Annotated in this window: 22 protein-coding genes; 8 read left to right on the top strand and 14 right to left on the bottom strand. The window is 69.7% G+C overall.

The window, feature by feature from the left end:
- Positions 1-179: 179 nt before the first annotated feature.
- Genes EDF39_RS08755 through mtrA form a run of 3 tightly spaced genes read right to left on the bottom strand, consistent with a single transcriptional unit; the run spans position 180 to position 4205 of the window.
- A complete protein-coding gene (locus EDF39_RS08755; protein ID WP_123942161.1) occupies positions 180-1898 on the bottom strand; it encodes an LpqB family beta-propeller domain-containing protein in 1719 nt (572 codons plus the stop codon).
- Positions 1895-3499, bottom strand: a complete 1605-nt coding sequence (mtrB, locus tag EDF39_RS08750; RefSeq protein ID WP_233573019.1) for an MtrAB system histidine kinase MtrB — start codon at positions 3497-3499, stop codon at positions 1895-1897. The genes EDF39_RS08755 and mtrB overlap by 4 nt, the downstream gene beginning before the upstream one ends.
- A 25-nt stretch (positions 3500-3524) precedes the next feature.
- Positions 3525-4205, bottom strand: a complete 681-nt coding sequence (gene mtrA / locus EDF39_RS08745; protein ID WP_055962072.1) for an MtrAB system response regulator MtrA — start codon at positions 4203-4205, stop codon at positions 3525-3527.
- Positions 4206-4372: 167 nt separating this feature from the next.
- Here mtrA and EDF39_RS08740 point away from each other — a divergent pair, with 167 nt between their 5' ends.
- From EDF39_RS08740 to EDF39_RS08720, 5 genes are read left to right on the top strand one after another with little or no spacing between them, the layout of a single operon-like run.
- Positions 4373-5635, top strand: coding sequence for a hypothetical protein (locus EDF39_RS08740; RefSeq protein WP_123942157.1), 1263 nt, complete (start codon positions 4373-4375; stop codon positions 5633-5635).
- Positions 5632-6270 carry a DUF4129 domain-containing protein gene (locus EDF39_RS08735; protein WP_123942155.1) on the top strand — a complete coding sequence of 213 codons (639 nt, stop codon included), beginning with the start codon at positions 5632-5634 and terminating at the stop codon, positions 6268-6270. Before EDF39_RS08740 ends, EDF39_RS08735 begins: the two co-directional genes overlap by 4 nt.
- The gene (locus EDF39_RS08730; RefSeq protein WP_123942153.1) at positions 6267-7469 is read left to right on the top strand and encodes a DUF4350 domain-containing protein; all 1203 of its coding nucleotides are present in this window, start codon (positions 6267-6269) and stop codon (positions 7467-7469) included. Before EDF39_RS08735 ends, EDF39_RS08730 begins: the two co-directional genes overlap by 4 nt.
- 31 nt (positions 7470-7500) lie before the next feature.
- Positions 7501-8529, top strand: a complete 1029-nt coding sequence (locus EDF39_RS08725; protein ID WP_123942151.1) for a MoxR family ATPase — start codon at positions 7501-7503, stop codon at positions 8527-8529.
- A gap of 2 nt (positions 8530-8531) precedes the next feature.
- A complete protein-coding gene (locus EDF39_RS08720; RefSeq protein WP_123942149.1) occupies positions 8532-9824 on the top strand; it encodes a DUF58 domain-containing protein in 1293 nt (430 codons plus the stop codon).
- A 79-nt stretch (positions 9825-9903) separates the two neighbouring features.
- Here EDF39_RS08720 and EDF39_RS08715 read toward each other — a convergent pair whose 3' ends face one another.
- Positions 9904-10899, bottom strand: a complete 996-nt coding sequence (locus tag EDF39_RS08715; RefSeq protein ID WP_123942147.1) for a stage II sporulation protein M — start codon at positions 10897-10899, stop codon at positions 9904-9906.
- 18 nt (positions 10900-10917) lie between these two features.
- Between EDF39_RS08715 and EDF39_RS08710 the strand changes: the two genes are divergently transcribed.
- Positions 10918-11814 carry an RDD family protein gene (locus tag EDF39_RS08710; RefSeq protein WP_123942145.1) on the top strand — a complete coding sequence of 299 codons (897 nt, stop codon included), beginning with the start codon at positions 10918-10920 and terminating at the stop codon, positions 11812-11814.
- Between the two features lie 118 nt (positions 11815-11932).
- Here the strand turns inward: EDF39_RS08710 and ahcY are convergent, their stop codons facing one another.
- The 6 genes from ahcY to EDF39_RS08680 form a co-directional block, all read right to left on the bottom strand.
- Positions 11933-13423 (bottom strand): adenosylhomocysteinase, encoded by a 1491-nt coding sequence (ahcY, locus tag EDF39_RS08705; protein WP_123942143.1) that lies wholly within the window; start codon positions 13421-13423, stop codon positions 11933-11935.
- A 77-nt stretch (positions 13424-13500) separates the two neighbouring features.
- Entirely contained in the window at positions 13501-15852 is a 2352-nt protein-coding gene (locus EDF39_RS08700) for a cation-translocating P-type ATPase (protein WP_123942141.1), read from the bottom strand.
- On the bottom strand, positions 15849-16091 hold the full coding sequence (locus EDF39_RS08695; RefSeq protein ID WP_123942140.1) for a heavy-metal-associated domain-containing protein: 243 nt from the start codon (positions 16089-16091) through the stop codon (positions 15849-15851). The genes EDF39_RS08700 and EDF39_RS08695 overlap by 4 nt, the downstream gene beginning before the upstream one ends.
- A gap of 25 nt (positions 16092-16116) precedes the next feature.
- Positions 16117-16413 carry a metal-sensitive transcriptional regulator gene (locus EDF39_RS08690; RefSeq protein WP_055959363.1) on the bottom strand — a complete coding sequence of 99 codons (297 nt, stop codon included), beginning with the start codon at positions 16411-16413 and terminating at the stop codon, positions 16117-16119.
- Positions 16414-16591: 178 nt separating this feature from the next.
- On the bottom strand, positions 16592-18013 hold the full coding sequence (locus tag EDF39_RS08685; RefSeq protein WP_123942138.1) for a phosphomannomutase/phosphoglucomutase: 1422 nt from the start codon (positions 18011-18013) through the stop codon (positions 16592-16594).
- Entirely contained in the window at positions 18003-18215 is a 213-nt protein-coding gene (locus EDF39_RS08680; RefSeq protein WP_055959367.1) for a DUF3499 family protein, read from the bottom strand. Before EDF39_RS08680 ends, EDF39_RS08685 begins: the two co-directional genes overlap by 11 nt.
- A gap of 59 nt (positions 18216-18274) precedes the next feature.
- Here EDF39_RS08680 and EDF39_RS08675 point away from each other — a divergent pair, with 59 nt between their 5' ends.
- Entirely contained in the window at positions 18275-18772 is a 498-nt protein-coding gene (locus EDF39_RS08675; protein ID WP_123942136.1) for a metallopeptidase family protein, read from the top strand.
- A 130-nt stretch (positions 18773-18902) separates the two neighbouring features.
- Here EDF39_RS08675 and EDF39_RS08670 read toward each other — a convergent pair whose 3' ends face one another.
- The 4 genes from EDF39_RS08670 to galE form a co-directional block, all read right to left on the bottom strand.
- The gene (locus tag EDF39_RS08670; protein ID WP_123942134.1) at positions 18903-20336 is read right to left on the bottom strand and encodes a DUF5719 family protein; all 1434 of its coding nucleotides are present in this window, start codon (positions 20334-20336) and stop codon (positions 18903-18905) included.
- Complete coding sequence (locus tag EDF39_RS08665; protein WP_123942132.1) at positions 20329-23163, bottom strand: glycosyltransferase; 2835 nt, start codon at positions 23161-23163, stop codon at positions 20329-20331. The genes EDF39_RS08670 and EDF39_RS08665 overlap by 8 nt, the downstream gene beginning before the upstream one ends.
- 97 nt (positions 23164-23260) lie before the next feature.
- Entirely contained in the window at positions 23261-23539 is a 279-nt protein-coding gene (locus EDF39_RS17620) for a WhiB family transcriptional regulator (protein WP_055962080.1), read from the bottom strand.
- Between the two features lie 506 nt (positions 23540-24045).
- Positions 24046-25008, bottom strand: coding sequence for a UDP-glucose 4-epimerase GalE (gene galE, locus EDF39_RS08655; protein WP_123942130.1), 963 nt, complete (start codon positions 25006-25008; stop codon positions 24046-24048).
- A gap of 121 nt (positions 25009-25129) precedes the next feature.
- Here galE and EDF39_RS08650 point away from each other — a divergent pair, with 121 nt between their 5' ends.
- A complete protein-coding gene (locus EDF39_RS08650; protein ID WP_123942128.1) occupies positions 25130-26083 on the top strand; it encodes a helix-turn-helix domain-containing protein in 954 nt (317 codons plus the stop codon).
- Positions 26084-26245 lie beyond the last annotated feature (162 nt).

The following is a 26245-nucleotide window of genomic DNA, read 5'->3' as shown; positions in this document are numbered from 1 at the left end:
GGTGGGGGGGGGGGGGGGGGCGGGCCGGGGGGGGGGGGGGGGGGGGGGGGGGGGGGTTTTTTTGGGGGGGGGGGGGGGCCCCCCCCCCCCCCGACGCCCCACAACACCCGCCGACACCCCACGACACCCGCCGACACCGACCGACCGGCCTCAGTGAGGTCAGCGCCGCGCGACCAACCTCAGCGTTGAGTCGCGAGGAGGTCAGCGGCGATGCCGGTGTCTTCCCACCCGCTGCCGCGCGGTTCGAGCAGATTGCCGCTGACGGTGAGGACGCGGATGCGGTCGGCGCCGTTGCCGCCGACGAGCCCCACAGCGACGTCGTTCGGGCTGCCGAGATCGGTGGTCTCGCCGCCGACATCGTGCTCGGACACGAGCGAGTCGCCGTCATCGCTCGTCGACAGGGTGCCGACCGTCAGCTCGTCGACCCAGGTGACCGCCACCGGAGTGCCGGCGGGCGGCGTGAGCTGGATCGGCACGCCGAGGCTGACCGGCACCAGGTCGTCGTCGCGCACGATGGCGGCCACGTACAGGTGCGTGGTGCCGTCGGCGTCGAGCAGCAGCGCGATGCGGGTTCCGTCGCGCGAGATCTTGAACGCGGTGAGCTGCTCGTCGGAGGGCAGAGCGCTCTCGATCGGATGGGCGGTCCCGTCGGCCGCGTAGGCGATCAGCGATTGCGGCGCTCGCTCCTGAGCACTCCAGATGAAGCCGAGGTCGTCGAGAGAGGGGTCGGTGAGGCTGCTCCGGTCGTCGAGCCGACGCGACGAGCCGTCGTTCCGAGCGACGTAGACGCCCGACGCCGTGCCCACCGCGGCCAGCGTCTGTTTCGTCGACAGTTCGACCGAGGTCGGGTTGAGGCCGACGACCGTCTTCGACAGGCCCGAGATCGGAGACACGGTGGCCGTGCTGGCGAAGCCGAACTTGCCGTCGGAGATGACGAGGGGGCGGGCGTCGACCGGCGGGTCGGTGATCGCCTCGGCGCCGGTGTCGTTGGGGATCGAGACGGGCGACCCCTGAACGCTGATGTCGACCGCGCTGACCGTCGAGATCGTGGAGAAGCTCGCGACGAGCTGAGCCCGCATCCGGGCGAGATCGGTCGCGCTGGCGTCGGAGGCCGCGCTCGTGAGATCGACCTTGGCCGTCCCCGACGAGACGGGCACGACCGAGTCGTCGAGGCGTGTGCCCGCGGGGAAGGCCGACGAGACCGCCCCGGAGAGCCACGGCGACGGGCCGGCGAGAAGAGCCTCGGCGATGCGGGTGGTGGGAGACGAGCGGGCGAGGAACCAGCGCTCGTCGGGAACGAGATACGTGTGCGTCGGGTCGAAGAAGTAGAGCGCGTGCGGGCGGAAGACGAGGTCGAAGTTCGCCGTCGACAGCACGATTCCGGCCGGTGCCGAGCTGATGCGCCACTCCCCCGACACCTTCTCGAACGCGAAGTCGAGCTGCTGGGCGGTGGTCGGCTGCGATTCGCTGTAGTGGCCGGACGCATCGACCCGGGCGGTCACCTGGATCGTGTAGGTGCCCGCGTCCTGGCCCGCGCTGGTGAACGCGCCCGAGCCCTGCCGCACGAGCACCCCGGTCTGCGGATTCCACTTCTTCGCCGCGGCCTCCGTCATGTACTCGCGTGCCACCTCGTAGTCGCCCTGCGACCCGGTGCCCGCCTCGATGAAGCCGCGGAGAATGCGCTCCTGGTCGCTTCCGGCGACCGGCCCCGACGGGAGGTATTCGATGTCGCTCTCGATCTTGTTCGTGATGGGGTCGCCGGTCTGAACTCGGCCCGTCGAGGGAATGCTGGCGCACCCGGCGAGCGCGACGAGAGCCACCATCGAGAGCGCGACGGATCGAAAGAGCGAGGAGCGCCGTCTGCGGCCTGAGGGGTCGGACCGGTTGCCACGCGTCATGCCGGTCCTCCCTCGGTGTCGACGCCCAGCTGAGGAACAGCCAGTGCGATCGGAGACGAGGTGATGGTAACTCCCCGCCGTCGAGGAAGCGTGAGCACGAAGCGGGTGCCGACACCGAGCTCGGAGGCGACTTCGAGCTGGCCCCCGTGCAGGATCGCGTCTTCCCTGCTGATCGAGAGCCCGAGCCCGGTTCCGCCGATGGTGCGCCGGCGTGACGGGTCGGCCCGCCAGAAGCGGTCGAATACGCGCTCGGCATGCTCCGCACGAAGCCCGACACCGTGGTCGTCCACAGCGATCGCGACCGCGTCGGCGTCGCTGTCGATCGTGACCGTGATCGGCCGCCCCTCGCCGTGCTCGATGGCGTTGCCGACCAGGTTGCGCAGGATCCGACGGAGCCGTCGCGGATCCGCCTCGGCCTCGAAGAAACCGCCCCGCGCATTCAGGGTGATCGTGCTCCCGGCTTCCGCGGCCAGTGGCTCGAATTCAGCGAGGCTGTCGGTGACGAGGCTCACGAAGGGCACCGGCTCCGTCTCGAGCTCGACCGCACCGGCGTCGAAGCGCGAGATCTCGAGCAGGTCGGCGAGGAGCATCTCGAATCGATCGATCTGGGTGTGCAGCAGCTCGGCGGTCCGGTGCGAGACGGGGTCGAAGTCGCCGCGATTGCCGTAGAGCACGTCTCCGGCCAGCCGAATGGTGGTGAGCGGCGTGCGCAGCTCGTGCGATACGTCGGAGACGAACATCTGCTGCATGCGCGACAGGTGGGCCAGCTGTTCGATCTGACGCTGCATGACGTCGGCCATGCCGTTAAACGACCGGCCGAGGGTCGCGACGACGTCTCGCCCGGCCTCGGGGATCCGCTCTTCGAGGTGCCCGGCCGCGATCAGCTGGCTCGTCTCCGCCGCCTGCCGAATCGGCGCCACGACGAGGCGCACGACGACGTAGGTGATGACCGCGATCAGCAGCACCAGGGCGATGGAGCCGATGGCGAGGGTCTGCTTCATGAAGTCGAGAGTCTTCTGCGCGTCACTCAGGTCATAGACGAGGTAGAGCTCGTACTGGCCGGCGGTCGGCACCTGCAGGGTTGATCCGACGGCGATGCCGGGGGCGCGACCGGCGCTGGTGGTGAGCGACACCGGCTGAAAGTGCAGCCGATCGGAGTCGCGCGCCACCGCAGAGCGCATCTCTCGAGAGATGGAGGAGTTCGGAAAGTCGGGGCTCGCGATGTTCTGGATGGTCTGCGAGGTCGACTGACCCGGGGTGCGGAGGATCGCGATGCTCGTGCCGCCCGGGCTGGACGTGGAGCTCAGGATCGCACTCTGCGCCTGGTTCTGCAGGGAGTCGAGCTCGACCTGGTTGTTGTCTTCGGAGGAGGTCGCCGAGTCGAAGATCCCCTGGGCGAGAACGGTCGCGCGCTGCGACTCCGATTCGATCTGCGCGCGGCGCTGGTCGTAGACGTTGTTGCCGATCGAGATCGAGATGGAGGCGCCGATAACGGTCACGGCGATGCCCGACAGGATGACCGTGATCGCGATGGTGCGGAACTCGAGCGACGACCGCCACAGGCCGAGCACATCCGACGGCCAGCGACGCCAGCTGCCCACGGACGGCAGGCTCAGCCGCATGGTGTTAGGCGGACGCGCCGGCGCGATAGCCGACGCCGCGCACGGTGCTCACGATGCGGGGGTTGTCGGGGTCGTGCTCGACCTTGGCGCGGAGCCGCTGCACGTGCACGTTCACGAGCCGGGTATCAGCCTTGTAGTGGTAGCCCCAGACCTGCTCGAGCAGCATCTCGCGCGTAAAGACCTGCTGCGGTTTGGAGGCCAATGCGAGCAGGAGCTCGAATTCGAGCGGGGTGAGGTTGATGACCTCGGAGCCGCGGCGGACCTCGTGGGCGGCGACGTCGAGGGTGAGGTCGCCGACGGCGAGGCTCTCGCTCGTGGTCTCGGCGATCGGGCGGAGCCGGGTCTTGATGCGGGCGACCAGCTCTTTGGGGTTGAACGGCTTCACCACGTAGTCGTCGGCACCGGACTCGAGGCCGCGCACCACGTCGGAGGTGTCGCTCTTCGCCGTCAGCATGATGATGGGGACGCCGCTCTCGGCGCGGATCAGCCGGCACACCTCGATGCCGTCGATTCCCGGCAGCATCAGGTCGAGGAGAACGAGATCGGGCTGGGCCTCCGAGAAAGCGCGCAGAGCGCCCGAACCGTCGGCGCAGAACGAGGGCTCGAAGCCGTCGGCGCGGAGGACGATGCCGATCATCTCGGCGAGGGCAGGATCGTCATCTACCACGAGGATGCGCGGGTTCATGGTCTCCACTTGTCGGCGGCACCGGTCGGTGCTGATGCGACCACAGTAGCGAACGGCCCCGGGAACGGGCGCGTCCCCCTTCGTGGGACGACTCTGGGAGTACCTCTGGCTGGTTGTCGGCGGTGTGTGGAATCATTCATGCGACAGCGATGCCGATCCGGGGGAACATGAGCGAGAACAATCCGTGGGCGACTCCGGGGCGAGATGCCGACGAGCGTCGGCCTCAGGATCCAGGCCAGGCCGCACCTGCACCGCCGCCCGTCGGCCCGCCCGCGCCGCTCGGCCAGCCCACGTCGTTCGGCCCGCCCCAGCAGTTCGGGCCACCCCAGTCATTCGGGCCGCCTCAGTCGTTCGGGCCGCCTCAGTCGTTCGGCCCGCCGCAGGCCGGCCCGCCCCCGGGGTGGGCCCCACCGCCGAAGCCCGGCCTCATTCCGCTCCGCCCTCTGACCCTGGGCGACATGCTCGGTGCCGCTTTCCGCGTCTTCCGCCGCAACCCGCGCACGACGTTCGGCACGTCGCTTCTCTTCTCGCTCGTGTCGTTCGTGGTGTCGGCGGCGATCACCGCGGGCGTCGCCTACGTGGCGATCGACCGCGTCACGGGTGCCCTGCCGCAGAACCGCGACGCCATCCTTCCCGGCACGGTGGCCGGCGCGATCGGCGCACTGCTCGTTCCGCTCTTCCTCACGATCGCGACGCAGGCGATCCTTCAAGGCGTCTTCGTCCTCGAGACGAGCCACCAGGTGGTCGGCGAGAAGATGCGGCTCGGCGGGCTCCTGCGCCAGGCTCGGGGTCGCATCTGGGCCCTGATCGGCTGGGTCTTTCTACTGATGGCCGCGACGGTGGTCGGGCTCGCCCTCGTCGGCGGCGTCGTGACGCTGCTCGTGCTGATCGGCAATCCCGCCGGCATCGTGTCGGGCGTGCTCGTCGGCCTCGTCGGGCTGGCCGGCATCGCGGTCGTCGCCGCCTGGATCGGCACCAAGACAAGTCTCGTGCCGAGCGTCCTCCTTCTCGAGCGACTCCCCCTCCGCGGTGCCATCGCCAGATCGTGGCGATTGACACGGCACAGCTTCTGGAAGACCTTCGGCATCATCGCGCTCGTCGCGGTCATCGTGAGCGCGGCGTCGAGCGTCGCGAGCGCCCCCGTCTCGTTCCTGTCGCAGATCGGCGGCGGGCTGGTCGAGCCCAACGGTTCGGTCGGCGACACGAGCGCGATCGTCACCTACCTCGTGGCCAACCTCGTCGGGCAGCTCATTACCGTCGTGATCGGGGCGATCGGCGCCGTCGTTCAGGCGTCCACCATCGCGCTGCTCTATATCGACCTGCGGATCCGCCGCGAGGCACTCGACCTCGAACTCGTCCGCTACGTCGAGCTGCGCGCCCATGGCACGTCGCCGCTGCCCGACCCGTACCGCACTCCCGGAGCCCCGTGAGCGCTCCGCTGACCCCGTCGCCCGACGAGGCCCGCCGACTCCTCCAGGAGGAGCTGGCGAAGGGCGAGTACGCCGCCTCGCGGCCGGGCTTGCTCGACCGGGCGGCCAGCGCGTTCTGGGACTGGGTCACCTCGCTGCGCTTCGGGTCGATCGAAGGAGCGCCGGCGCTGGTGCTCGTCGTGCTCCTCGTCGTCGTCGCGGCGGTGCTCGTCGTGGTCTTCGTCGTCTACGGTCTGCCGCGCCTCAACCGTCGGGGCGTCGCCGACGGCGCCCTGTTCGGCGTCGACGACTCCCGCTCGGCCGACGACCTCCGCACCTCGGCGGCGCGGGCCGCCGCTTCCGGCGATCACGCCCAGGCGATCATCGAGCAGTTCCGCGCGGTGGCGCGTGCCCTCGACGAACGCGACCTGGTGACGACGTCACCGGGAACGACGGCGCACGCGTTCGCGATGCAGGCGGGGGTGCCATTTGCCGCGTTCGCGTCTCGGATCCTCGATTCGTCTCGCGTTTTCGATGAGGTTCGCTACCTCGACCGGCCCGGCACGGCCACCGACTTCGAGGCGCTGCGGGCTCTCGACGCCGAGCTGGAGGCCGCGACGCCGACTCGACCCGCCTCGACCGAGGTGCTCGCGTGAGCGACACGCTGCTGCGGCCGCGGCGCCCGACGCGGGCTCCCGCCGACGAGGCGCGACGAGCGAGCCGCCGAGCACGCGTGACGATCGGCGTGGTCGCGGCCGTCGTCGTCGCCGTGATCGCGGGCGTGTTCGTGCTGGGTCTCGGAGGATCCGGCGGTCAGCCGCTCGGCCCCACGAGCACCCAGGCCGATGGCGCCAAAGCTCTGGTCAGCGTGCTGCGCGAGCAGGGCGTCCGGGTGGTGACCACCGACTCGCTGGCAGCGACTCGAAAGGCCGCCGCCGCGGATCCTGAGGGCACCACGGTGTTCGCCTACGACTCGGGGCAGTACCTTCCGGCCGCGTCGTGGAAGGCACTTGCTCCGCTCTCGGCGCACACGGTCGTGGTCGACCCGGGCCAGGCCGCGCTCGACGCGATCGCCCCGGGCGTCAGCGCGGGCCCAGAACTCGACGGCACGCTGTCGCCGCGATGCGATCTTCCCGCGTTGGCAGAGATCAGCCAGGTGACCGGGAGCGGCACCGGCTATACGGTCACCTCCGGCGCCTCCGAGACCCTGAGCGCCACCACGTGCCTGCCGGTCTCGGGCGGCAAGGCGTTCGGGCTCGTGCAGGTGGGTTCGGTCACCATTCTCGGGGACTCAGCGGCCCTCACGAATCAGAGCATCGTCGACGACGACAACGCCGCTCTCGCGCTCACCCTCCTCGGCGACTCGTCCACCCTCGTCTGGTATCAGCCCTTGCTCGCAGATCTGCCGAAGGGCTCGGGCACGCTCGCGTCGCTCACACCGGGCTGGGTCACCCCCGGCATCGCGCTGCTCGCGGTCGCCGCCATCGCGGCGGGCGTGTGGCGTGGCCGCCGCTTCGGGCCGCTGGTCGTCGAGCGGCTGCCCGTCGTGGTCCGCTCGACCGAGACCACCGAGGGCCGTGCTCGGCTCTACGAGAGATCGTCGGCGCGGGTGCATGCTCTCGACCAGATCCGCATCGGCACCATCGGTCGGCTCCAAAAGCTGACCGGGTTGTCGCGGTCCTCGACGGTGGACGACGTCGTGTTCCGCGTCGCCGGTCTGGTCGGCGCGAACCCCGCCGACGTCCGGGCCACGCTCGTCGACACCGTTCCCCGCGACGACAAGCACCTCGTCTCGCTCAGCGACGCCCTCCGCGACCTCGAATCCGCCACGGCTCGCGCGGTGGCGACACGATGACTCCCTGTTCCGACCATTGGAGAGACTCCCTATGACCGACGCTCCCCCGCCCCACGACGCCGCCCAGCCGTTGTCCGCCGACCCGCCCGCGTCCGATGCTCAGCTGTCGTCCGCCGAACTGCAGCAGGCCTTCTCGCGCGTTCGTGATGAGGTCGGCAAGGCTGTCGTCGGGCAGGACGGTGCCGTCTCGGGGCTGATCGTCACGCTCCTCGCCGGCGGGCACGCACTTCTGGAGGGTGTTCCCGGGGTCGCGAAGACCCTCCTCGTGCGGGCGCTGAGTCACAGCCTCAGTCTCGACACCACCCGCGTGCAGTTCACCCCCGACCTCATGCCGGGCGACATCACCGGCTCGCTCGTGTACGACTCCAAGGCGGGTGAGTTCGAGTTCCGCTCCGGACCGGTCTTCACGAACATCCTCCTGGCCGACGAGATCAACCGCACGCCACCCAAGACGCAGTCCGCCCTCCTCGAGGCGATGGAAGAGCGACAGGTCTCGGTCGACGGCGTCTCGCGGCAGCTGCCGGTGCCGTTCCTCGTCGCCGCGACGATGAACCCGGTCGAATACGAGGGCACCTACACGCTGCCCGAGGCACAGCTCGACCGGTTCTTGATGAAGCTCACCCTCGACCTCCCGGCTCGCGACGACGAGGTCGAGGTGCTGACCCGCCACGCGGCCGGCTTCTCGCCCCGCGATCTCACCGCTGCGGGAGTGGCCCCCGTGCTCGGATCGGCCGAGATCCTCGCGGCTCAGCGGTCGGTTCGCGAGGTCGGCGTGCGACCCGACGTCCTCGGCTACATGGTCGATCTGGCCCGCGCCACCCGCGAGAGCCCGTCGGTCAAGATCGGCGTGAGCCCGCGGGGGTCGACGGCGTTGCTCGCGGCGTCGAAGGCCTGGGCCTGGCTGACCGGCCTCGACCACATCACGCCCGACCACGTGCAGGCGATGGCTCTGCCGGTGCTGCGTCACCGTCTCCAGCTCCGACCCGAGGCAGAGCTCGAGGGTGTCGACGCCGACGGGATCCTCCGCTCCGTGCTCCAGACCGTTCGCGTGCCGCTGTAACCGTGGTCGTCACCGGATGGTTCGTGCTCGTCGTCGTCCTCGGCGTCGTCCCCGTCGTCGCGACGTCGAGCCCCTGGGCGCTGGTCGGCTGGCTCGGGCTCTGCCTGCTGCTCCTCGTGATCGATGTCGTTCTCGCGGCGTCCCCGCGCACTGTGCGGCTGACGCGCACCCTGCCCTCGGCGATCCGTCTCGGCGAGTCGACGACGGCGTCGCTGTCGATCGTCAACGAGGGCAAGCGAAGGATCCGCGGACTCGCCCGCGATGCCTGGGAGCCCTCCGCAGGCGCCTCCCCCGCTCGCTTCCGCCTGTCCGTCGCTCCGGGTCGGCGCCACGGGGCGACCACCGCCCTCGTCCCCTTCCGCCGGGGTGAGCGCCGCGCTTCGGCAGTGACGATCCGAACCCTCGGCCCTCTGCGACTCGCCGGCCGGCAGGCCACGCATCCGCTCCCCGGCTCGATCCGGGTCCTCCCCCGCTTCTCGTCGCGCAAGCACTTGCCGTCGCGCCTCGCTCGGCTCCGTGAGCTCGACGGTCGCACCAGCGTGATGATCCGCGGTCAGGGCACCGAGTTCGACAGTCTGCGCGAGTACGTCCGGGGCGACGACATTCGCTCGGTCGACTGGCGTGCCACCGCCCGACGAAGCGACCTGATGGTGCGCACCTGGCGGCCCGAGCGCGACCGCCGCGTCGTCCTGATCGTCGACGCCGGCCGCACCTCCGCCGCGCGGGTCGGCGACGAGCCCCGCCTCGACACCGCGTTCGAGTCGGCGCTCCTGCTGGGCGCGCTCGCCTCGCGGGCCGGCGATCGCGTCGATCTCGCCATCGTCGACCGACGGGTGCGAGGCCGGGTGAAGGGCGCAACGGGCGCCGACCTCCTCTCGTCGATGGTGACGACCATGGCGCCGATCGATCCAGAGCTCGTCGAGACCGACTGGGCGCTCGTGCCGGGTCTGGTTCGGTCGATCAGCACGCAGCGGTCGCTCGTCGTGATCGCCACGACGCTCGACTCGCCCGGGGCAGCCCGGGCACTGCTGGCCGCGATCCCGCAGCTCACCGCTCGGCACCTGGTGGTCGTGGCGAGTGTCATCGATCCTGTGCTCGACGAGCTCGCGGCGACTCGCACCGACCGCGACGAGGTCTACCGGGCGGCGGCCGCCGAGCGCGCGCTCCTCGACGTCGCCCGCGTCTCCGCGGCGCTGCGGCAGCTCGGCGCCGAGGTCGTGACCGGATCGCCGGCCGATCTGCCGCCCGCGCTGGCCGACCGGTATCTCGCGTTGAAGGCGGCGGGGCGACTGTAGGTCGGGCTGTCTCGCCGAGATCGCGCTTCTGGTCGCTCGCACCCGACCGCACCTGCGATCTCGGCGTGGGCGACGCCTGCTAACCGGAGACGAGCTGGCGCGCCCCCGCCTCGAACTCGTCGAGGTCGCCGGTTTGTCCCGCCCGGAAGGCCCGACCGCCCACCAGCCACTGGTAGATCAGGAACGCTCCCAGAGCGACCGTTCCGATGCCGATCTTGATCACCCACGGCCACGGCTGCCGGGTGACGAACCCCTCGATCACGCCTGACACCAGCAACGAGATGACGAGGCCGATGGCGATGCTGCCCAGCGCACGGCCGTCTTCGGCCAGGGCCTGCCCCCGGGTGCGGGCGCCCGGGGCGATCCACGACCAGAAGATCATCAACCCGGCCGCCATCGCGACGAAGAGGCTGTACAGCTCGAGCTGACCGTGCGGCGCGATGTAGAGGAAAAAGTATTCGAGGCGCCCCTGCTCGGCGAGGACCCCGGCGCTCATCCCGACGTTCTGCGCGTTCGTCAGGAGGAGGTAGGGCACGTAGATGCCGGTGATGCCGAACGCGACGCTCTGCGCGGCGATGAATGCATTGTTGGTCCAGACCTGGCCCGTGAACGACGACGGAGCGTTGTTCGAGTAGTAGTCGACGAAGTCGCGAGTGGCGAACTGCTTGCGGAACTCGGGCGAGCCGAAGTTGGCGAGAACGGCGGGGTTGGTGGCGGCCCAGACGCCGAAGAGCACGGCGACGACGACAGTCACGGCCGCGATCACGAGCGACAGCCAGCGCACCCGGTAGAGCGCGGCCGGCAGCTGCACGGCGAAGAAAGTCGGCAGCTGACCCGCGAGGTTGCGCCCGGTGCCGGTGAAGCGGAGCCGCGCTCTCGAGAGCGAAAGGGAGAGGCGTTCGCCGACCGCGCTGGATCCTGCGCTCGATTTCAGAGCCGACAGCTGCGAGGCACCCGACTGGTAGAGCTCGATGAGGCGGTCGGTGTCGTTGCCTTCGAGGCGCCGACGCTTGGCGAGCCGGTCGAGCTCAGACCAGTCTTCCTGGTGGGCGCGGGTGTAGGCGTCGATGTCCATTCTGATTAGATACTAGGCATGGCCGGTCGACGAGCGCTCCCCCGCACCGGTCGCGGTGCCGCTTTCGGCGGCGAGGGCGTCGCATTCGACACCTTCGCGGCCGACGACGACGAGCTCGTCACCGGCGAGGCGGTCGGCCTCGACATCCGCTCGGCGCCCTTCGTGTTGCGGATGGCCGGCGTGGTGATCGACTACGTCGCGTACGTGCTGCTGCTGATCGGCCTCCTGGTCGTGCTCTCGCTCGCGAGCTCGCGCGGTCTCGTCGACAGCTCGACCGCCCAGGCACTCTCGATCGCCTCGATCGTCATCGCGCTAGTCGGCGCTCCGGTCGCCATCGAGACGGCCAGCCGAGGCAAGTCGCTCGGCAAACTCGCGGTCGGAGCCCGCGTCGTCCGGCTCGACGGTGGAGCGATCAGCCTTCGGCACGCTGTGATCCGCGCGCTCGTCGGAGTGCTCGAGATCGTCATGACCGTCGGCGGAGTCGCCGTCGTGGTCGGCCTGCTCAACTCGAAGTCGCAGCGGCTCGGCGATCTGATGGCCGGCACCTACGCGCTGAACGAGCGTCCGCCGAAAGCGGGGCGGATCGTCTACGCCGTGCCTCCCGCACTCGAAGAGTGGGCGCGCACCGCCGACGTGGCCCGGCTGCCCGACTCGCTGGCACGGCGGTTGTCGTCGTTCGTGCAGCAGTCCGGGTCGTTGACACCCGACTCCAGGATCCGGGTTGCCACCTCGCTCGCCGGCGAAACGTCCCGGTACGTCTCTCCCCTGCCTGCTGTCGACGCCGAGACCTTCGTGGCCGCGGTGTCGGTGGTCCGCCGGGAGCGCGAAGCTCGGGCGCTCGACGCCGAGGCGGCCAACCTGCAACGCCTTGCGCCCGCGCTCGAGGGGCTGCCGAGCGGCTTTCCGCGGCGCTGAGCCCTCGGTCTTGGCTTCGGTCTCGGGCTCGGCCGTACCGTCACAACGAAATCGGGCGGACCCGCGAGAAGACTCGCGGATCCGCCCGATTTCGGCGCCTGAGGGTTCGGGCTGTCGCTCAGTAGCGGTAGTGGTCGACCTTGTAGGGGCCCTCGACCGGCACGCCGATGTAGGCGGCCTGCTCGGGAGTCAGCGTCGTGAGCTCAACGCCGAGGGCGTCGAGGTGCAGGCGCGCGACCTTCTCGTCGAGGTGCTTCGGCAGCGTGTAGACGCCGACCGGGTAGAGCTCCTGCTTGGTAAAGAGCTCGATCTGCGCGAGCACCTGGTTCGTGAAGGAGTTGCTCATCACGAACGACGGGTGGCCGGTGGCGTTGCCGAGGTTCATCAGGCGACCCTCGGAGAGGACGAGGATGCTGCGGCCGGTGGGCAGACGCCACTCGTGCACCTGCGGCTTGATCTCGATGCGCTCGGCGCCCGCAAGCGACTCGAGGCTGGCCATGTCGATCTCGTTGTCGAAGTGGCCGACGTTCGCGACGACCGCGAGGTGCTTGAGGCCGAGAAGGTCGTCGACCGTGACCACGTTGACGTTGCCGGTGCCCGTGACCAGGATGTCGACGTCGCCGATCACGCTCGAGAGCTTGGCGACCTGGTAGCCGTCCATGGCCGCCTGCAGAGCATTGATCGGGTCGACCTCGCTGACGATCACGCGAGCGCCCTGGCCGCGAAGAGCCTCGGCGGCACCCTTGCCGACATCGCCGTAGCCGGCCACGAATGCGACCTTGCCACCGATGAGCACGTCGGTGGCGCGGTTGAGGCCGTCGGGAAGCGAGTGACGGATGCCGTACTTGTTGTCGAACTTCGACTTGGTCACGGAGTCGTTGACGTTGATGGCCGGGAAGAGCAGCAGGCCGTCGCGGGCGAGATCGTAGAGGCGGTGGACGCCGGTGGTGGTCTCTTCGGTCACCCCGAGGATGGCCTCGCCGACCTTCGTGTAGCGGTCGCTCGACTCGTCGAGGGAGGCACGGAGCAGCTCGAGCACGACCTTCCACTCGGCCGAGTCGCCAGCAGCCGGTTCGGGAACGACGCCCGCGGCCTCGAACTCGCGGCCCTTGTGCACGAGCATGGTGGCGTCGCCGCCGTCGTCGAGGATCATGTTCGGGCCGCTAAAGGTCTCGCCGGACTCGGCGGCTTCGGCGCTCCAGTCGAAGATCTGTGCGGCGCACCACCAGTACTCTTCGAGCGTCTCGCCCTTCCAGGCGAAGACCGGCACGCCGGCGGGCTCGTCGACGGTGCCGTTCGGGCCCACGACGACGGCGGCCGCGGCCTCGTCTTGCGTGGAGAAGATGTTGCAGCTCGCCCAGCGGACCTCGGCGCCGAGCGCGGTGAGCGTCTCGATCAGCACGGCGGTCTGCACGGTCATGTGCAGCGAACCCGCGATGCGGGCGCCCTTGAGCGGCTGCGACTCGGCGAACTCGTCGCGGAGGGCCATGAGACCGGGCATCTCGTTCTCGGCGAGACGCAGCTGGTGGCGGCCGGACTCGGCGAGGGACAGATCGCGCACGCGATAGCGGAAAGCGGCGTCGGGACGAGGGGCTGTGACGAGTGACATGTGTCCATTCTCGCACCGGGGAGCGGAATACGCGGGTTGGGATCCTGGGCTGTGAGCGGTGTCGAGCGACCTGTGGATTACTTCGGCAGAGCGGTGCGTCGAAGCATCAGGCTGTTGCCCATCACGATGAGCGACGACAGCGCCATCGCGAGGCCCGCCACGACCGGATTGAGGAGGCCCAGCATGGCGATCGGCAGAGCCGCGACGTTGTACGCGAATGCCCAGAAGAGATTGACCTTGATCGTGCGAAGGGTGTGGCGCGAGAGGTCGAGAGCGTCGGGTACGAGGCGGAGGTCGTCGCGCAACACCGTGATGTCTCCGGCTTCGAGGGCGGCGTCCGATCCCCCTGCCAGGGCGATGCCGACGTCGGCGCCGGCGAGCGCCGCCGAGTCGTTGACCCCGTCGCCGACCATGGCGACGACGCGCCCCTCGGCCTGCAGCGCGCGGATGACTTCGAGCTTGCCTCCGGGCAGCACTCCAGAGATCACTCTCTCGATGCCGAGGTCGGAGGCCACTGCGGCGGCCGCACCCGCGTTGTCGCCCGTGACCATCATCGGTTCGAGACCGCGCTCGCGCAGACGGGAAAGAGCGGCAGCACTCGTCGGCCGAACCGTGTCAGCCACCGAGACGACGCCGCGAGCACGGCCGTCCCAGGCCACGACGACGGCGGTGCGGCCCGACGCCTCTGAGGCCTCGACGGCCGCAGAGACGCTCGCGGTGTCGACCGCCCATTCGCCCGCGACCCACTCGCGCCGACCGACGAGCACGACGTGGCCGTCGACCAGGGCACGCACTCCCGATCCACCCGACGCTTCGAAATCATCGGCTCGAGCAATGCCGTCCGACTGCTCCTCGGCGACGGCCCCGGCGACGATGGCCCGGCCGACCGGGTGCTCCGAGAGGGCTTCGACGGCGGCCGCCATCCTGAGCACGTGTGCCCGTGTCTCGCCGGTCGTCGCGACGACTTCGACGAGTGCCATGGAGCCGGTCGTCAGTGTTCCGGTCTTGTCGAAGACGACGGTGTCGACCGCTCCGGCTCGCTCGATGACCTGGGGCCCGCGGATGACGATGCCCCGGCTCGCGCCGATGCCGGTGCCGACGAGCAGGGCCGTGGGCGTCGCCAATCCCAGCGCACACGGGCAGGCGATGATCACGGTCGCGACCGCGGCGGCGAACGCCTCGATGGGAGCGTGGCCCGTGGCGAGCCAGCCGATCAGCGTGGCGAGCGCCAGGCCGATCACGACAGGCACGAAGATTGCCGACACCCGGTCTGCTAGACGCTGCACACGGGCTTTGCCGGTCTGGGCGTCTTCGACCAAGCGTGCGATGTGGGCGAGCTGGGTGTCGGCTCCCACCCGAGTCGCCCGCACGGTCAGATGTCCGCCCTCGTTCAGGGTGCCGCCCGCGACGGTGTCACCCACGCCCACCTCGATGGGCACCGATTCGCCCGTGAGCATGCTGGCATCGATGGCCGAGGCACCGCGTGTGACGACCCCGTCAGCCGCAATCCGCTCGCCCGGTCGCACGACGAAGACGTCGCCTGCGGCGAGCTCTGCGACTGCCACCCGAGTCTCGATCCCGTCGACGAGACGGCGTGCCTCGAGGGGCTCGAGCGACAGCAACGCGTGCAGCGCTCGCCCAGAGCTCGTGCGGGCACGGGCCTCGAAGTATCGCCCGGCGAGCAAGAAGACAGTCACGGTCGAGGCCACCTCGAGATACGTGTCGCTCGACGCTCCGTCGGCCCGACCCACGAGCTGCAGGGTCATGCGCATTCCCGGTAGCCCCGCATCGCCGAAGAAGAGCGCGTACACCGACCACGCATACGAGGCGATCACGCCGAGCGAGATGAGGGTGTCCATGCCCACACCGCCGTGTCGCGCCTGGCGGAACGCCGTCGTGTGGAACGGCCAAGCCCCCCACACGGCGACGGGGCTGGCCAGGGCGAAGACGAGCCACTGCCAGTTCGTGAACTGCAGCACCGGCACCATCGAGAGCACCAAGACGGGCACGGCGAGAAGGGCCGAGACGAGGAGGCGCTGCCGAAGCGAGTCGGCCGATCCGTGATCGTGGTCGGAGTGGTCAGAGTGGTCGGGGTGGTCGGGGTGATCGGCGGGAGCGTCAGCGGGAGCGCCCGCGGGCGTGGGCGATGCCGGGCGGTGGGCCGGATCCTGCGGTTTCGGGGTGTGCCGGGCTTCGGCGACTCGCGCGGTGTAGCCGGCCGCCGAGACCGCGTCGAGAGCTACGGAATCGTCGGCATCGATGGGCAGCGAGACACGAGCGCGCTCGGTCGCGAGGTTGACCGAGGCCTCTGCCCCGGCGATGCGGTTGAGCTTGCGCTCCACACGCCCGGCGCAACTCGCGCAGGTCATTCCCTCGATCGACAGGTCGAGGATCCGGGTGGGCGCGCCACCGGCACCGCTCTCACTCATGAGACGGCCGGCTGCAGGTCGTAGCCGGCCTCGTCGACGGCTTCGCGCACCTCGGGCTCGGCCAGCGGGCGGGTGCTTACGACTGTCACGGAGCTCGAGGCTCCCGGGCGCAGGTCGATCGACACGGCGGTCACACCGGGCACCGCGCTGAGTTCGTCGGTCACGGCGCGGACGCAGTGGTCGCAGGTCATCCCGTCCACCAGGAAGGTGGTGCTGGTCGTGTTGTCGCTGGGTGTCATCGGGTTCCTCTCGATCGCGGAGACATCAGGAGCGGACGAGGCGGGCGATCGCCGCCGACGCCTCGCGGATCTTCTCGTCGGCGACCGGGCCACCCTCGCGAGCGGCCTCGGCGACGCAGTGCGCCAGGTGGTCGTCGAGCAGCTGCAGGGCTACCGTCTCGAGGGCCTTCGTCGCTGCGGAGACCTGGGTCAGCACGTCGATGCAATACGTGTCGTCTTCGACCATTCGCTGGATGCCGCGAACCTGCCCCTCGGCCCGGCGGAGGCGCTTGATGATGAGGTCTTTGTCGCCGCTGTAGCCGACGTGTGCGCTGTGATCCATGCCGCTCCCTGCTGCTGATACCCCTAGGGGGTACCACAACACTACGCCCCCGCCGGTGCCAGCGGTACCCCCAAGGGGTATCGCGAGGACAAAAACCAGGAGATTCCGGCCAGCTCCCGGACGTGAGACGAATCGGGAGGGAAAAGGCGAGAATCTCCTGGAAGACGCCCCGTGCGAGCTAGGCCCGGATCAGCGCCAGAACGGCGTCGCGCACCTGCACCATGCCACCCGGCGTCGCCGCCTCGGCATTCAGGCGAAGCAGCGGCTCGGTGTTGGACGGCCGCACGTTGAACCACCAGAACTCGCCGGTGTCGAACGTGCCCGAGACGGTCAGGCCGTCGAGTTCGTCGAACTCGCCGCTGCCCGTGTAGGCCTCGACGATCCGGGCGTAGGCCGCCGGCACGTCGGTCACGGTCGAGTTGATCTCGCCGGATGCGGCATAGGGCGTGTAGTGGTCGGTGAGCTCGGAGAGAGGCGACGAGCCCGACCCGAACTCGGCCAGCACGTGCAGGGCCGCGAGCATGCCGTTGTCGGCACCCCAGAAGTCGCGGAAGTAGTAGTGCGCCGAGTGCTCGCCGCCGAAGATGGCGCCGGTGGCCTTCATCTCGTCTTTGATGAGCGAGTGCCCGACCCGGGTGCGCACCGGGGTGGCACCCGCGGCCTCGATCGCCTCGGGCACGGCGCGCGAGGTGATGAGGTTGTGGATCACGCTGATGTGCTCGTCGGGCGATGCCGCGTGAACGCGGGCGATCTCACGCACGGCGACGATGGCAGCGACGGCAGAAGGCGTGACCGCGTCGCCCTTCTCGTCGACGACGAAGCAGCGGTCGGCGTCACCGTCGAAAGCGAGACCGAGGTCGGCTCCGTGCTCGACGACGGCCTTCTGCAGGTCGACGAGGTTCGACGGCTCGAGCGGGTTGGCCTCGTGGTTGGGGAACGTGCCGTCGAGTTCGAAGTAGAGCGGGATGATCGTGATCGGCAGCTCGGGGAGCCCGGCGGCGGTGCCGAGGACGGCCGGGACGGTGAGCCCGCCCATTCCGTTGCCGGCGTCGACGACGATCGTGATCGGTCGGATCTTCGCGAGGTCGACGAGCGAGCGGAGGTACGCAGCGTACGACGGCAGAGCGTCGAAGGGCGTGACGGAACCCGGGGTCGGGGCCGCGTCGATGCCGTTGGCGAGGAACGCCGAGGCACGATCTCGGATCGACGACAGGCCGGTGTCGAGCGAGATGCCCTGGGCACCCGCGCGAGAGAACTTGATGCCGTTGTAGGTCGCGGGGTTGTGGCTCGCCGTGAACATGGCGGCCGGGGCGTTGCGCGACCCGGAGGCGAAGTACGTCTCGTCGGTCGAGCAGAGACCGAGCAGAGTGATGTTGGCACCGCGAGCGGTAGCTCCGCGACCGAAGGCGTCGGCGAATTCGGGCGACGAGTCGCGCATGTCGTGCCCGACCACGATCTCGGTGGCGTCGCCGCCGATCTCGTCGGCAAAGGCGGCGCCGAAGGCCTCGACGACCTCGGCGGTCAGCTGCGATCCGACGAGACCACGCACGTCGTACGTCTTGACGAAGGCGGTGAGGTCAACGGGCGAGTCAGAAGTCATGCCCCAAAACTACATGGCGGACGACCTGCCACCCCTGCGGGGCCGACAGGCTCTCGGCATGACGGGCGCACAGGTCGTATCCGTGAGGCTCCACGACCATCGACAACGGTCCGACGACGGCCATCGAATCGCCGTAGTCGTACGTGAGAGTAGCCACCGCCTCGTCACGGCAGGTGGCCTTGCTGCAGGGTCGCGCGTTCATCTCGAGTCACCCTAACCCGAGACACGGAGGATTCCCCGAGGCGCGACTACCATGAGCGAATGGCTCGATCCCGAAGTGCGCGCGTCAGCGGCCGATCCGGATTCCGTGATCGCCACGGCCGCGGCCCGCGCTCCTCGGTCGCCGGCCCGCACCTCCCCTTTCTCGAGACGCGCATCGATCGATTCGACGACATCGTCGCCTCCGCCGCCCAGTATCTTCGCGAGCTCTGGCCCGACGAGCTCGAGGGGGTCGTGTTCGAAGTGGCCGGGTTGCCGGCCGGAGTGACGGCCGAGCTGACGGCAGACGAACGGTCAAGGGCGCCCGGCTCAGCGGGAGCACCCCGCCTCGATCGGTGGCGTGTGGATGTGGTGAGGCGGCGGATCCTTCTCTACCGTCTTCCCATCGAACGACTCGCGCGTCCCCACGAGACCCGCTCGGTCGGCGACGACCCGTGGCAGCACCGGATGCTCGTCGAGGGCTACGTGTTTCGGGCGGTCGGCGATTTTCTCGGCAAGGATCCCTGGGAGCTGGCACCCGACCGCTATCGCGACCGTTAGCGCCGCGCGCTCCCCGGCCTCTCGTCCGCTAGACGCCGCTCGCCGCTGATCGCCGAGACTCCACGAATTGCCCGTGGTGACCCCGCTCTACCGGCCATTCGTGGAATCTCGCGCCTCGACGAAGCCAGCGCTACGGGTAAACAGTCACCGGCGTCGACACGGCGGTGGGCGAAAAGAGCGCGTACGACGCGACCTGGCTCGACGAGCTGAAGCTGAGGCCCGCGCGCAGTCCGTCTGCTTTGGAGAGCGACGCGACCGCGTCGGGCGACAGCGCTACCGCGACCGAACCGCCCGACGGAACCTGCAACTTCTTGGCGCTCTTGCCACGAACCGACAACGTCGCGCTGACCACCTTCGAGGTGGGGTTGGCGACGACCAGCCGAGGAGAAGGCCCCGCCGGAACGGCGAACAGCGTGGAGCCGCTCAGCGACGGTGCAGCCCCCGCCCAGGCCAGGTCGATGTCACCGTCACGTGCCAGCGTCGACGTGCGAGTTCCGGCCACGACGGGCACGTTCGACGTGACGAAGGCGGTGTACTGACCGGTCGCCAAGCCGTCGAGGGGAATGTCGGTCACCTGCCCCGCCTGCGCCGTGACCGAGAACGTCGCGCCCGTGCCGTCGGCGGTGCGCATCTCGATGGCGATGCGGGCGTTCACGGAGCCGGGCACGTAGGTGCGGAGGATCGGGAGCAGATCGCCGTAGCCGTCTTTGCCCGTCGCCGTCTGCAGAGCGTTGTCGCTGTGCACGATGACGCCGGGAACGGTCACCGACCGCGAGGGCGACGCGGAGGCGCTGACGGTGTCGAGGCCGCCGGCCTCGAGGGTGCGGACGACGCTGACCTGCAGGCTCGACGAGATCTGCCCGCCTCGGCTCACGACGTGCACGACAGGCGAGGCCAGGCCCGTGGCGAAGCCCGACAGGGGCACGACCTTCTGGCTGCCGGGGGCGACGACGATGCCGGTCAGCCCCGGTCCTTCGACCTTGCCGTCTTCGCCGTAGACCGCGAGGTCGACGGTCGAGTTGACGTCGGAGGCGTTGACCAAGTTGATCAGGCTGGTGCGGCCGGTCTCGGTCGATCCGCCGACGAGCCAGGTCGACGAGGTCGGCTCGGCGCAGGGCGAGGCGGCGAAACCCTTGAGGGCCGACGTCGACGAGGCCGCGCTCTGGGCCGCCGCGACGGCGGGAACCGTGGTCGACCCCTTCGCCTCGGCGGTCACCAGGAGGGGCTTGGAGGCCGCGCCGTCGGATCCTTTGAGAGAGTCGGTCGTGGGCTTCTGCACCGCACCCGAACCTGCTGATCCGGCGGCGGTGACGGTGCGGGCGGCCGACCCGGCGGTGACCGACGTCGCCGACGCACCCGAGTCGCCATTCAACTGAAGCAAGGATCCCGCACAGACCCGCTGCTGATCGAGCGCGACGGGCGTGACGACCCTGCCGGCCGGCGTCTCACTCAGCGTCGGCAGCGGCAGCAGCGTCGCTCCCGCGACCACTGCCGCGCCGATAGCAACGGCGACCACCCCGACGCCGGTGCGGACACCTGCGGAGACCATCGAACGCTTACTCATCTCGCTCCTCGTCGAAGGTCGTGGCGGGTTGCTCGGACTCGGGGGCACCCGTGCGCACCCGGCGTCGCCGTGGCGTCGTCGGAATGGCGAGCAGCAGCGCCGACCCGAAGATCAGAGCCCAGGATCCGAGCACGATCGGCCGCACGATCGAGTCGCCCGGGTGGTTCGCTCCGCGCTCGGTCGCATCGACGTAGCGCCACAGCTGGCCGCTCGTGGTGTCGCCGACGGGCAGGAACACCGCTTCTCCGTCCAGCGCCTCCTTCGCCCGCTGCGACAGCGCCGCTCGGGCGTCGTCACCCCGGCTGTCGCGGAGGAGCACGAAGCCCACACCGAGTTCGCGGAGGACCGGGGCCGGGTCGTAGCCGCTGCGGCTGACCAGGTTGCCGGCGAGAGTCGTGAGGTCGCGGCTCGTCGACGAGAGCTGCTGCTGCGTCGAGTCGAGGGTCGACTGCTGATCGAGCGTTTCACCCTGGCCGCGCTCGAGCGAGACCGCGAGGGAGCCATCGGGCTGCGGGGTGAGCACGAGAGTGCCCACGTCGGGCTTGGCGACGGCCTCGGCGGTGACGTAGGCCGACAGGATCCGGCCGCTCGACGCCTCGATCGCGGAGGTCTGCAGCACCATCCCGATGATGAGCGGGAACGAGGCGGCGATGCCGAGCACGGCGAACAGGAATCCGAGGGGCGGTGTGAAGCGGGGAATGCGGTCAAGGCTCACCGCGGCGGCTCCGACCATTCCGACGAAGTAGAGGCTGAGGCCGGCTCCGGCCCAGACCCCGGTGGTGGAGCTGCCCACGCCGGTGATCTGCAGGTGCGTCGCCGCCACCGCGGTGAGGTAGCCGACGAGTGCGAGAGCGAGACAGGCGACCGCCCGTCCACGGGTGGGGAGGAACACCGAGACGATCGCGAGAAGGCCGAGGGGCAACAGGGCCACGACCACGACGATCGCCATGGTCGAGCCGGTGATACCGAGCTGGGCGACGAGGTCGGTCCAGCCGTTTAGACCGGTCTCGGGTGAGCCGAGGGCCAGCTGAAGGGGTGAAGCCGCCTCGGCACGCGTCGGAGCACCCGGATCGGCGAAGATCGCCCACCAGGTGCCGCGCGAGATCTGCGCGATCGCCAGGGGCACGAACAGCGCGATGGCGGGGAGCGGGATCGCCAGCATGCGGTGTGTGCCGCGGGGCCGCGCTGCGATCGACCCGAGCCAGCCGATCACGAGGGCCGGAATGAGCGAGGGGGTCGCGGCGGCGATCACGGCGAAGAGGATCGATGCAGCGGCTCCCGACGACCACCGGCTGTGCGACTTGATCATCGCGAGCACGAGGAACGGCAACAGGGCGTGCGTCACCACCGCGCCGAGGCGGCCAGCCTGCAGGGCGGCGAGCACGGGAGGCGAGACGGCGTAGACGAGGGCCGCGACCGTGGGCACCCAGGAGCGGTGGGTGATGCGGCGGGCGGCGAGCCAGGCACCGACAGCCGACAGCGGCAGGGCCGCGAAGTAGAAGAGGACGATGCCGGTCGACGGCAACCAGAACGTGATGCTGCCGAGCACGGCCACGATCCCCGCGAACGGGTCGGCGGGCCCGACGAAGCCGGTGCCGATCTCATGCCAGCCGAATCCGACCGAGTGCCAGAGTGACGACACGGTGGTGCTGACGGGCAGCAGGCCTCCCCCGGTGACGGCCGGCGAGCCGAGGAGCGCGAAGAACGCGACCACTCCGACGACGGCGACCAGAACGGTGATCCACAGCCCACCGGATCCGATGAAGCTCGCGCGCGGCTCGGTCGAGTCCTCGATGCCGGCCAGCTGGGCGTCGCGCTCGTTGATGCGCCGCTCACGCAGATCGGAGAACGTGGCCCGCAGGGGTCGGAGCGTCCGCCACGGCACCTTCTTCGTCCGGGCGAAGTTGACCCGCGCCTGGCGAATGTGAGAACGACCGAACGCGGTGCCGAACGCGGTGCGGAACTCGCCGACCACGGCTCCGGGGTTCTTGACGAGCAACTGCCAGATCGATCGGAACAGTGCGAGTGGAACGAGGCTCAGCCAATGGAACGGCAGCGCGACGGCGGGCGCGTAGACGAGGCGGCGATGCAGCTGAGCGGCCCTCCGGAGTCGCGCGCGGCGGGCGTGACCGCCGGGCTTTCGGCCGAAGTCTTCGGGGTGGCCGTCCGAGAGCACCCGGGCGGTCGGAACGAGCACGACACGATGCCCGGCGAGACGCGCGCGGGTCGAGAAGTCGAGAGACGAGTCGACGTGCGGCAGCGCCGGGTCGAATCCACCGAGCGCCTCCCAGACCGATCTCCGCACGAGCATGCCGCCGGCGGCCACCGCGAGCACGTCGGTGCGCGAATCGCGCTGCCCCTGGTCGAGCTCCCCGGCGACGAGCGCGATCGAGGAGCCGAATCGCGTGACCGTCTCGCCGAACTCCGAGATGACCCCCGGTTCGTCGGCCCGCATGAGCTTCGGTCCGGCCACCGCCACCGACGGTGCGACCTCGACCGTCGCCATCAGGTGTTCGAGCGCGCGGGGTTCCGGAGCGTTATCGGCCCCGAGGATCCAGAGCCACTCGTCTCGTGACTCGGCCGATGCCGGGCCCACCACCCGCAGCGCGTGGGCGACCCCGGCGCCGATCGTGTCGACGCCCTTTGCCTGCGTCACCTGCGCCGCGCCGCTGAGGGCTAGGCGACCTGCCGCGGATCCTTCGCCACCGGCATCGACGACGACGAGCGCCTCGGGCGGACGACTTTGACGCGACAGTCCCTCGAGGGTTCTGTCGAGGGTGGTCGCTCCGCTGGGGGCGACGAGGATCGCTGTGACTCTCGGCTGCATGACGGTGAGACTCTACGAGCCCGGAAACGCGAGACGGCGCACCCGGTGGGCGCGCCGCAGCGATTCATAGGTACGGTTCTGCAACCGCGGCGTGTGGTTACGCGCGCTTGCGGAGTTTGCGACGCTCGCGCTCGGAGAGGCCGCCCCAGATGCCGAAGCGCTCGTCGTTCTGCAGGGCGTACTCGAGGCACTGCGACTTGACGTCGCAGGTGGCGCAGATCTTCTTGGCGTCGCGGGTCGATCCGCCCTTTTCGGGGAAGAAGGCCTCGGGGTCGGTCTGAGCGCAGAGAGAGTCGGCCTGCCAGGCGAGGGGGTTCTCTTCTTCGTCGACGACGGGACGACGAACACCGGGAACGCCGAGCTGAACCGGGTCGATGTGCCAGTTGTCGGGAACGATCGAGCCGGACGCACGCCCTCCGGCGAGGAGCTCGTCGGCCGCTGCCTCGAGGTGGCGCCGGCTGTCGAGGTGACGCTGGGCGTCGGGGTGCCGCTGGTCAGGCGACTCGAAGTCGTGTGCCCCATTGTGAATGGCCACTGCGCATCTCCCCTCGGTGCTGCTGCTTCCCGGTTGGTCGCAACAACGTAATTACACCGGTGTAACTAGGGGTACGTCAAGTCGAGCATCATAAAAGGCTCGACCGCTGAATGAGGGTCATTTGAGTCTCGGGCGTGTCGCGATCCGCATTTGCGGGGACATGCCGGGGTACGTCTGCCAGGCCGCCGAGGTTGCCCGCGAGAGTGCCCAAACGGGCGTCTGATTGGCCTGTCGGCGCCGATTTCGGCACTTTCGCGTCGCTGCGATCTGGTTTGCAGCGCGCGCGAGCCGATCGGGCTGCGAGCTAGGAGCCGCCAGCCCCCAGCCGCCAAGCCCAACAGCCGCCGCTACTCGGCCGCCTGACGTGCCGCCCAGGCGCTCTGCACCATCTCGAGCAGCGTGTGGCGCATCTTCCAGTCGAGGTCGCGGCCCGCGAGCACGCCCTCGGCCACGATCCGGTCGGGGTCTCCGGCGCGGCGCGTGGCGATCTCGGGCTCGAAGTCGATTCCCGTTCCCTCGGCCATGGCGTCCATGATTTGCTTCACGCTCGAGCCGTCGCCCGACCCGAGGTTGTAGGCGGGCTCGAGAGTCTCGCCCGCATCGAGCTTGCGCGCCGCGACGGCGTGCGAGAGAGCGAGGTCGGAGACGTGCACGTAGTCACGCACGCAGGTGCCGTCGGGGGTGGCGTAGTCGGCGCCGAAGATCTTGGGCACTCGGCCGTCGAGGAGAGCCTGGAACACGAGCGGGAAGAGGTTGTGCGGGCTCGCGTCGTAGAGCGAGGGCTCACCCGACCCGACCACGTTGAAGTAGCGGAGGCTGGTGTGGCGCAGGCCGGTCGCGACGCCCTGGTCGCGCAGCAACCACTCGCCGATGAGCTTCGACTCGCCGTACGGAGACTCGGGCGACTTCGGTGTGTCTTCGGTGACGACGTCGGTCGGCGGCACCCCGTAGACGGCGGCGCTCGACGAGAAGACGATCCGGTCGACGCCCTTGGCGGCCATCGCGGCGAGGAGCACCGCCGTGCCGGTCACGTTCTGCTCGTAGGTGTGCAGCGGCCGCTGGACCGAGACCCCGGCGTACTTGTAGCCGGCGACGTGGATCACGCCGGTGACCCCGTAGTCGTCGATGGTCTTCTCGACCAGGGCCTGATCGAGGATCGTCCCGCGCACGAACGGCACGCCATCCGGCACGAACGACTCGATTCCGCTCGACAGATCGTCGAGGACCACAGGATCCAGCCCCTCCCCTGCCAACGCGCGAATTACATGCGAACCGATGTACCCGGATCCTCCGGTAACCAACCAAGCCATGGTGGCCAACCTATCGTGACGAGCTATCGGATCCTTGGCTGTGGGCGAGGGGTGTCCTGTGGCAGGATTCGTGGTGTCATCGAGAATCCGCCACTTCCCGCTTCATGAATCTGGAGGCACCATGCTCCGCTCCGTCGCCGTCCTCGCCGTCGAGGGTCTGCCGCCATTCGAGTTCGGCGTCGCGTGCGAGGTCTTCGGCATCGACCGGCGCGACACGGGCGGCCCCGCATTCGACTTCCGGGTCGTGACCGCGCACCCGGGGCGGGTTCGAACGAGCCTCAGCTTCGACCTCGTCGTCGACGACGGCCTGGAGCGGGCCGAGGGGGTCGACCTCGTGGTCGTTCCGGCGCACGGCACGGGAGACGTCGACCCGGCCTACCTCGGCTTTCTCGGGCGGGCACACGCGGCCGGCACGACCATCCTCAGCATCTGCAGCGGAGCCTTCGTGGTGGCTGCGACCGGGTTGCTCGACGGGCGGCGGGCGGCGACCCACTGGATGCACGCCGACGAGCTTCGAGCGCAGTACCCGGCCATCACGGTCGACCCCGATGTGCTCTACGTCGACGAGGGCTCAATCGTGACCAGCGCCGGCACCTCGGCCGGGATCGACGCCTGCCTCCATCTCGTGCGGCGCGAGCTCGGCGCCGGGCCGGCCAACGCGATCGCCCGCCGCATGGTCACGCCCGCGCAGCGCGACGGCGGCCAGGCGCAGTTCATCGCAGCGCCGATCACCGAGCGCTGCTCCGACTCGCTCGCGGGTGTCATGGACTGGATGCTCGTGCACCTCGACCGCGAGCTCACCGTCGACGAACTCGCCCGACGCGCGCTGATGTCACCGCGCACGTTCGCGAGGCGGTTCCGCGCCGACGTGGGCACGACGCCCGGGGCCTGGCTCAACCGGCAACGACTGCTGCGCGCTCAGCAGCTGCTCGAGGCGACCGACGACACGCTCGAGTCGATCGCGCAGGCCACCGGGTTCGGATCGGCGGCCGTGCTTCGGCACCACTTCGCGCGCGTGCTGCAGACGACGCCGACCGCGTACCGGCGAACGTTCGCCTCCGCGTTGGCGTCGTAGGCGTGCGGCCGCTGCAAATTCGAAGGAGATTTGCGAAGCCGACCCCGCCGGATCTTGATGTCTCCATTGCCCGCCGCGCGTTTTTCCTTCAAATTTGCAGACCGAGCAGCTGTGCCCAGAGAGCAGTGCAGAGATCAGGATCCGGCCCGGCCGCTACCAGCC

This window comes from Frondihabitans sp. PhB161 (assembly GCF_003814635.1).
Classification (GTDB): Bacteria; Actinomycetota; Actinomycetes; order Actinomycetales; family Microbacteriaceae; genus Frondihabitans.
The sequence above is the reverse complement of the archived record's forward strand: the minus strand, read 5'-3'. Positions and strand labels throughout refer to the sequence as shown.

Bases quoted from the DNA above. Each gene is read 5' to 3' on its own strand.
- EDF39_RS08755 (WP_123942161.1), bottom strand. From the start codon at position 1,898: ATGACGCGTGGCAACCGGTCCGACCCCTCAGGCCGCAGACGGCGCTCC.
- mtrA (WP_055962072.1), bottom strand. From the start codon at position 4,205: ATGAACCCGCGCATCCTCGTGGTAGATGACGATCCTGCCCTCGCCGAG.
- EDF39_RS08740 (WP_123942157.1), top strand. From the start codon at position 4,373: ATGAGCGAGAACAATCCGTGGGCGACTCCGGGGCGAGATGCCGACGAG.
- EDF39_RS08725 (WP_123942151.1), top strand. From the start codon at position 7,501: ATGACCGACGCTCCCCCGCCCCACGACGCCGCCCAGCCGTTGTCCGCC.
- EDF39_RS08715 (WP_123942147.1), bottom strand. From the start codon at position 10,899: ATGGACATCGACGCCTACACCCGCGCCCACCAGGAAGACTGGTCTGAG.
- EDF39_RS08710 (WP_123942145.1), top strand. From the start codon at position 10,918: ATGGCCGGTCGACGAGCGCTCCCCCGCACCGGTCGCGGTGCCGCTTTC.
- ahcY (WP_123942143.1), bottom strand. From the start codon at position 13,423: ATGTCACTCGTCACAGCCCCTCGTCCCGACGCCGCTTTCCGCTATCGC.
- EDF39_RS08700 (WP_123942141.1), bottom strand. From the start codon at position 15,852: ATGAGTGAGAGCGGTGCCGGTGGCGCGCCCACCCGGATCCTCGACCTG.
- EDF39_RS08695 (WP_123942140.1), bottom strand. From the start codon at position 16,091: ATGACACCCAGCGACAACACGACCAGCACCACCTTCCTGGTGGACGGG.
- EDF39_RS08690 (WP_055959363.1), bottom strand. From the start codon at position 16,413: ATGGATCACAGCGCACACGTCGGCTACAGCGGCGACAAAGACCTCATC.
- EDF39_RS08685 (WP_123942138.1), bottom strand. From the start codon at position 18,013: ATGACTTCTGACTCGCCCGTTGACCTCACCGCCTTCGTCAAGACGTAC.
- EDF39_RS08680 (WP_055959367.1), bottom strand. From the start codon at position 18,215: ATGAACGCGCGACCCTGCAGCAAGGCCACCTGCCGTGACGAGGCGGTG.
- EDF39_RS08675 (WP_123942136.1), top strand. From the start codon at position 18,275: ATGGCTCGATCCCGAAGTGCGCGCGTCAGCGGCCGATCCGGATTCCGT.
- EDF39_RS08670 (WP_123942134.1), bottom strand. From the start codon at position 20,336: ATGAGTAAGCGTTCGATGGTCTCCGCAGGTGTCCGCACCGGCGTCGGG.
- EDF39_RS08665 (WP_123942132.1), bottom strand. From the start codon at position 23,163: ATGCAGCCGAGAGTCACAGCGATCCTCGTCGCCCCCAGCGGAGCGACC.
- galE (WP_123942130.1), bottom strand. From the start codon at position 25,008: ATGGCTTGGTTGGTTACCGGAGGATCCGGGTACATCGGTTCGCATGTA.
- EDF39_RS08650 (WP_123942128.1), top strand. From the start codon at position 25,130: ATGCTCCGCTCCGTCGCCGTCCTCGCCGTCGAGGGTCTGCCGCCATTC.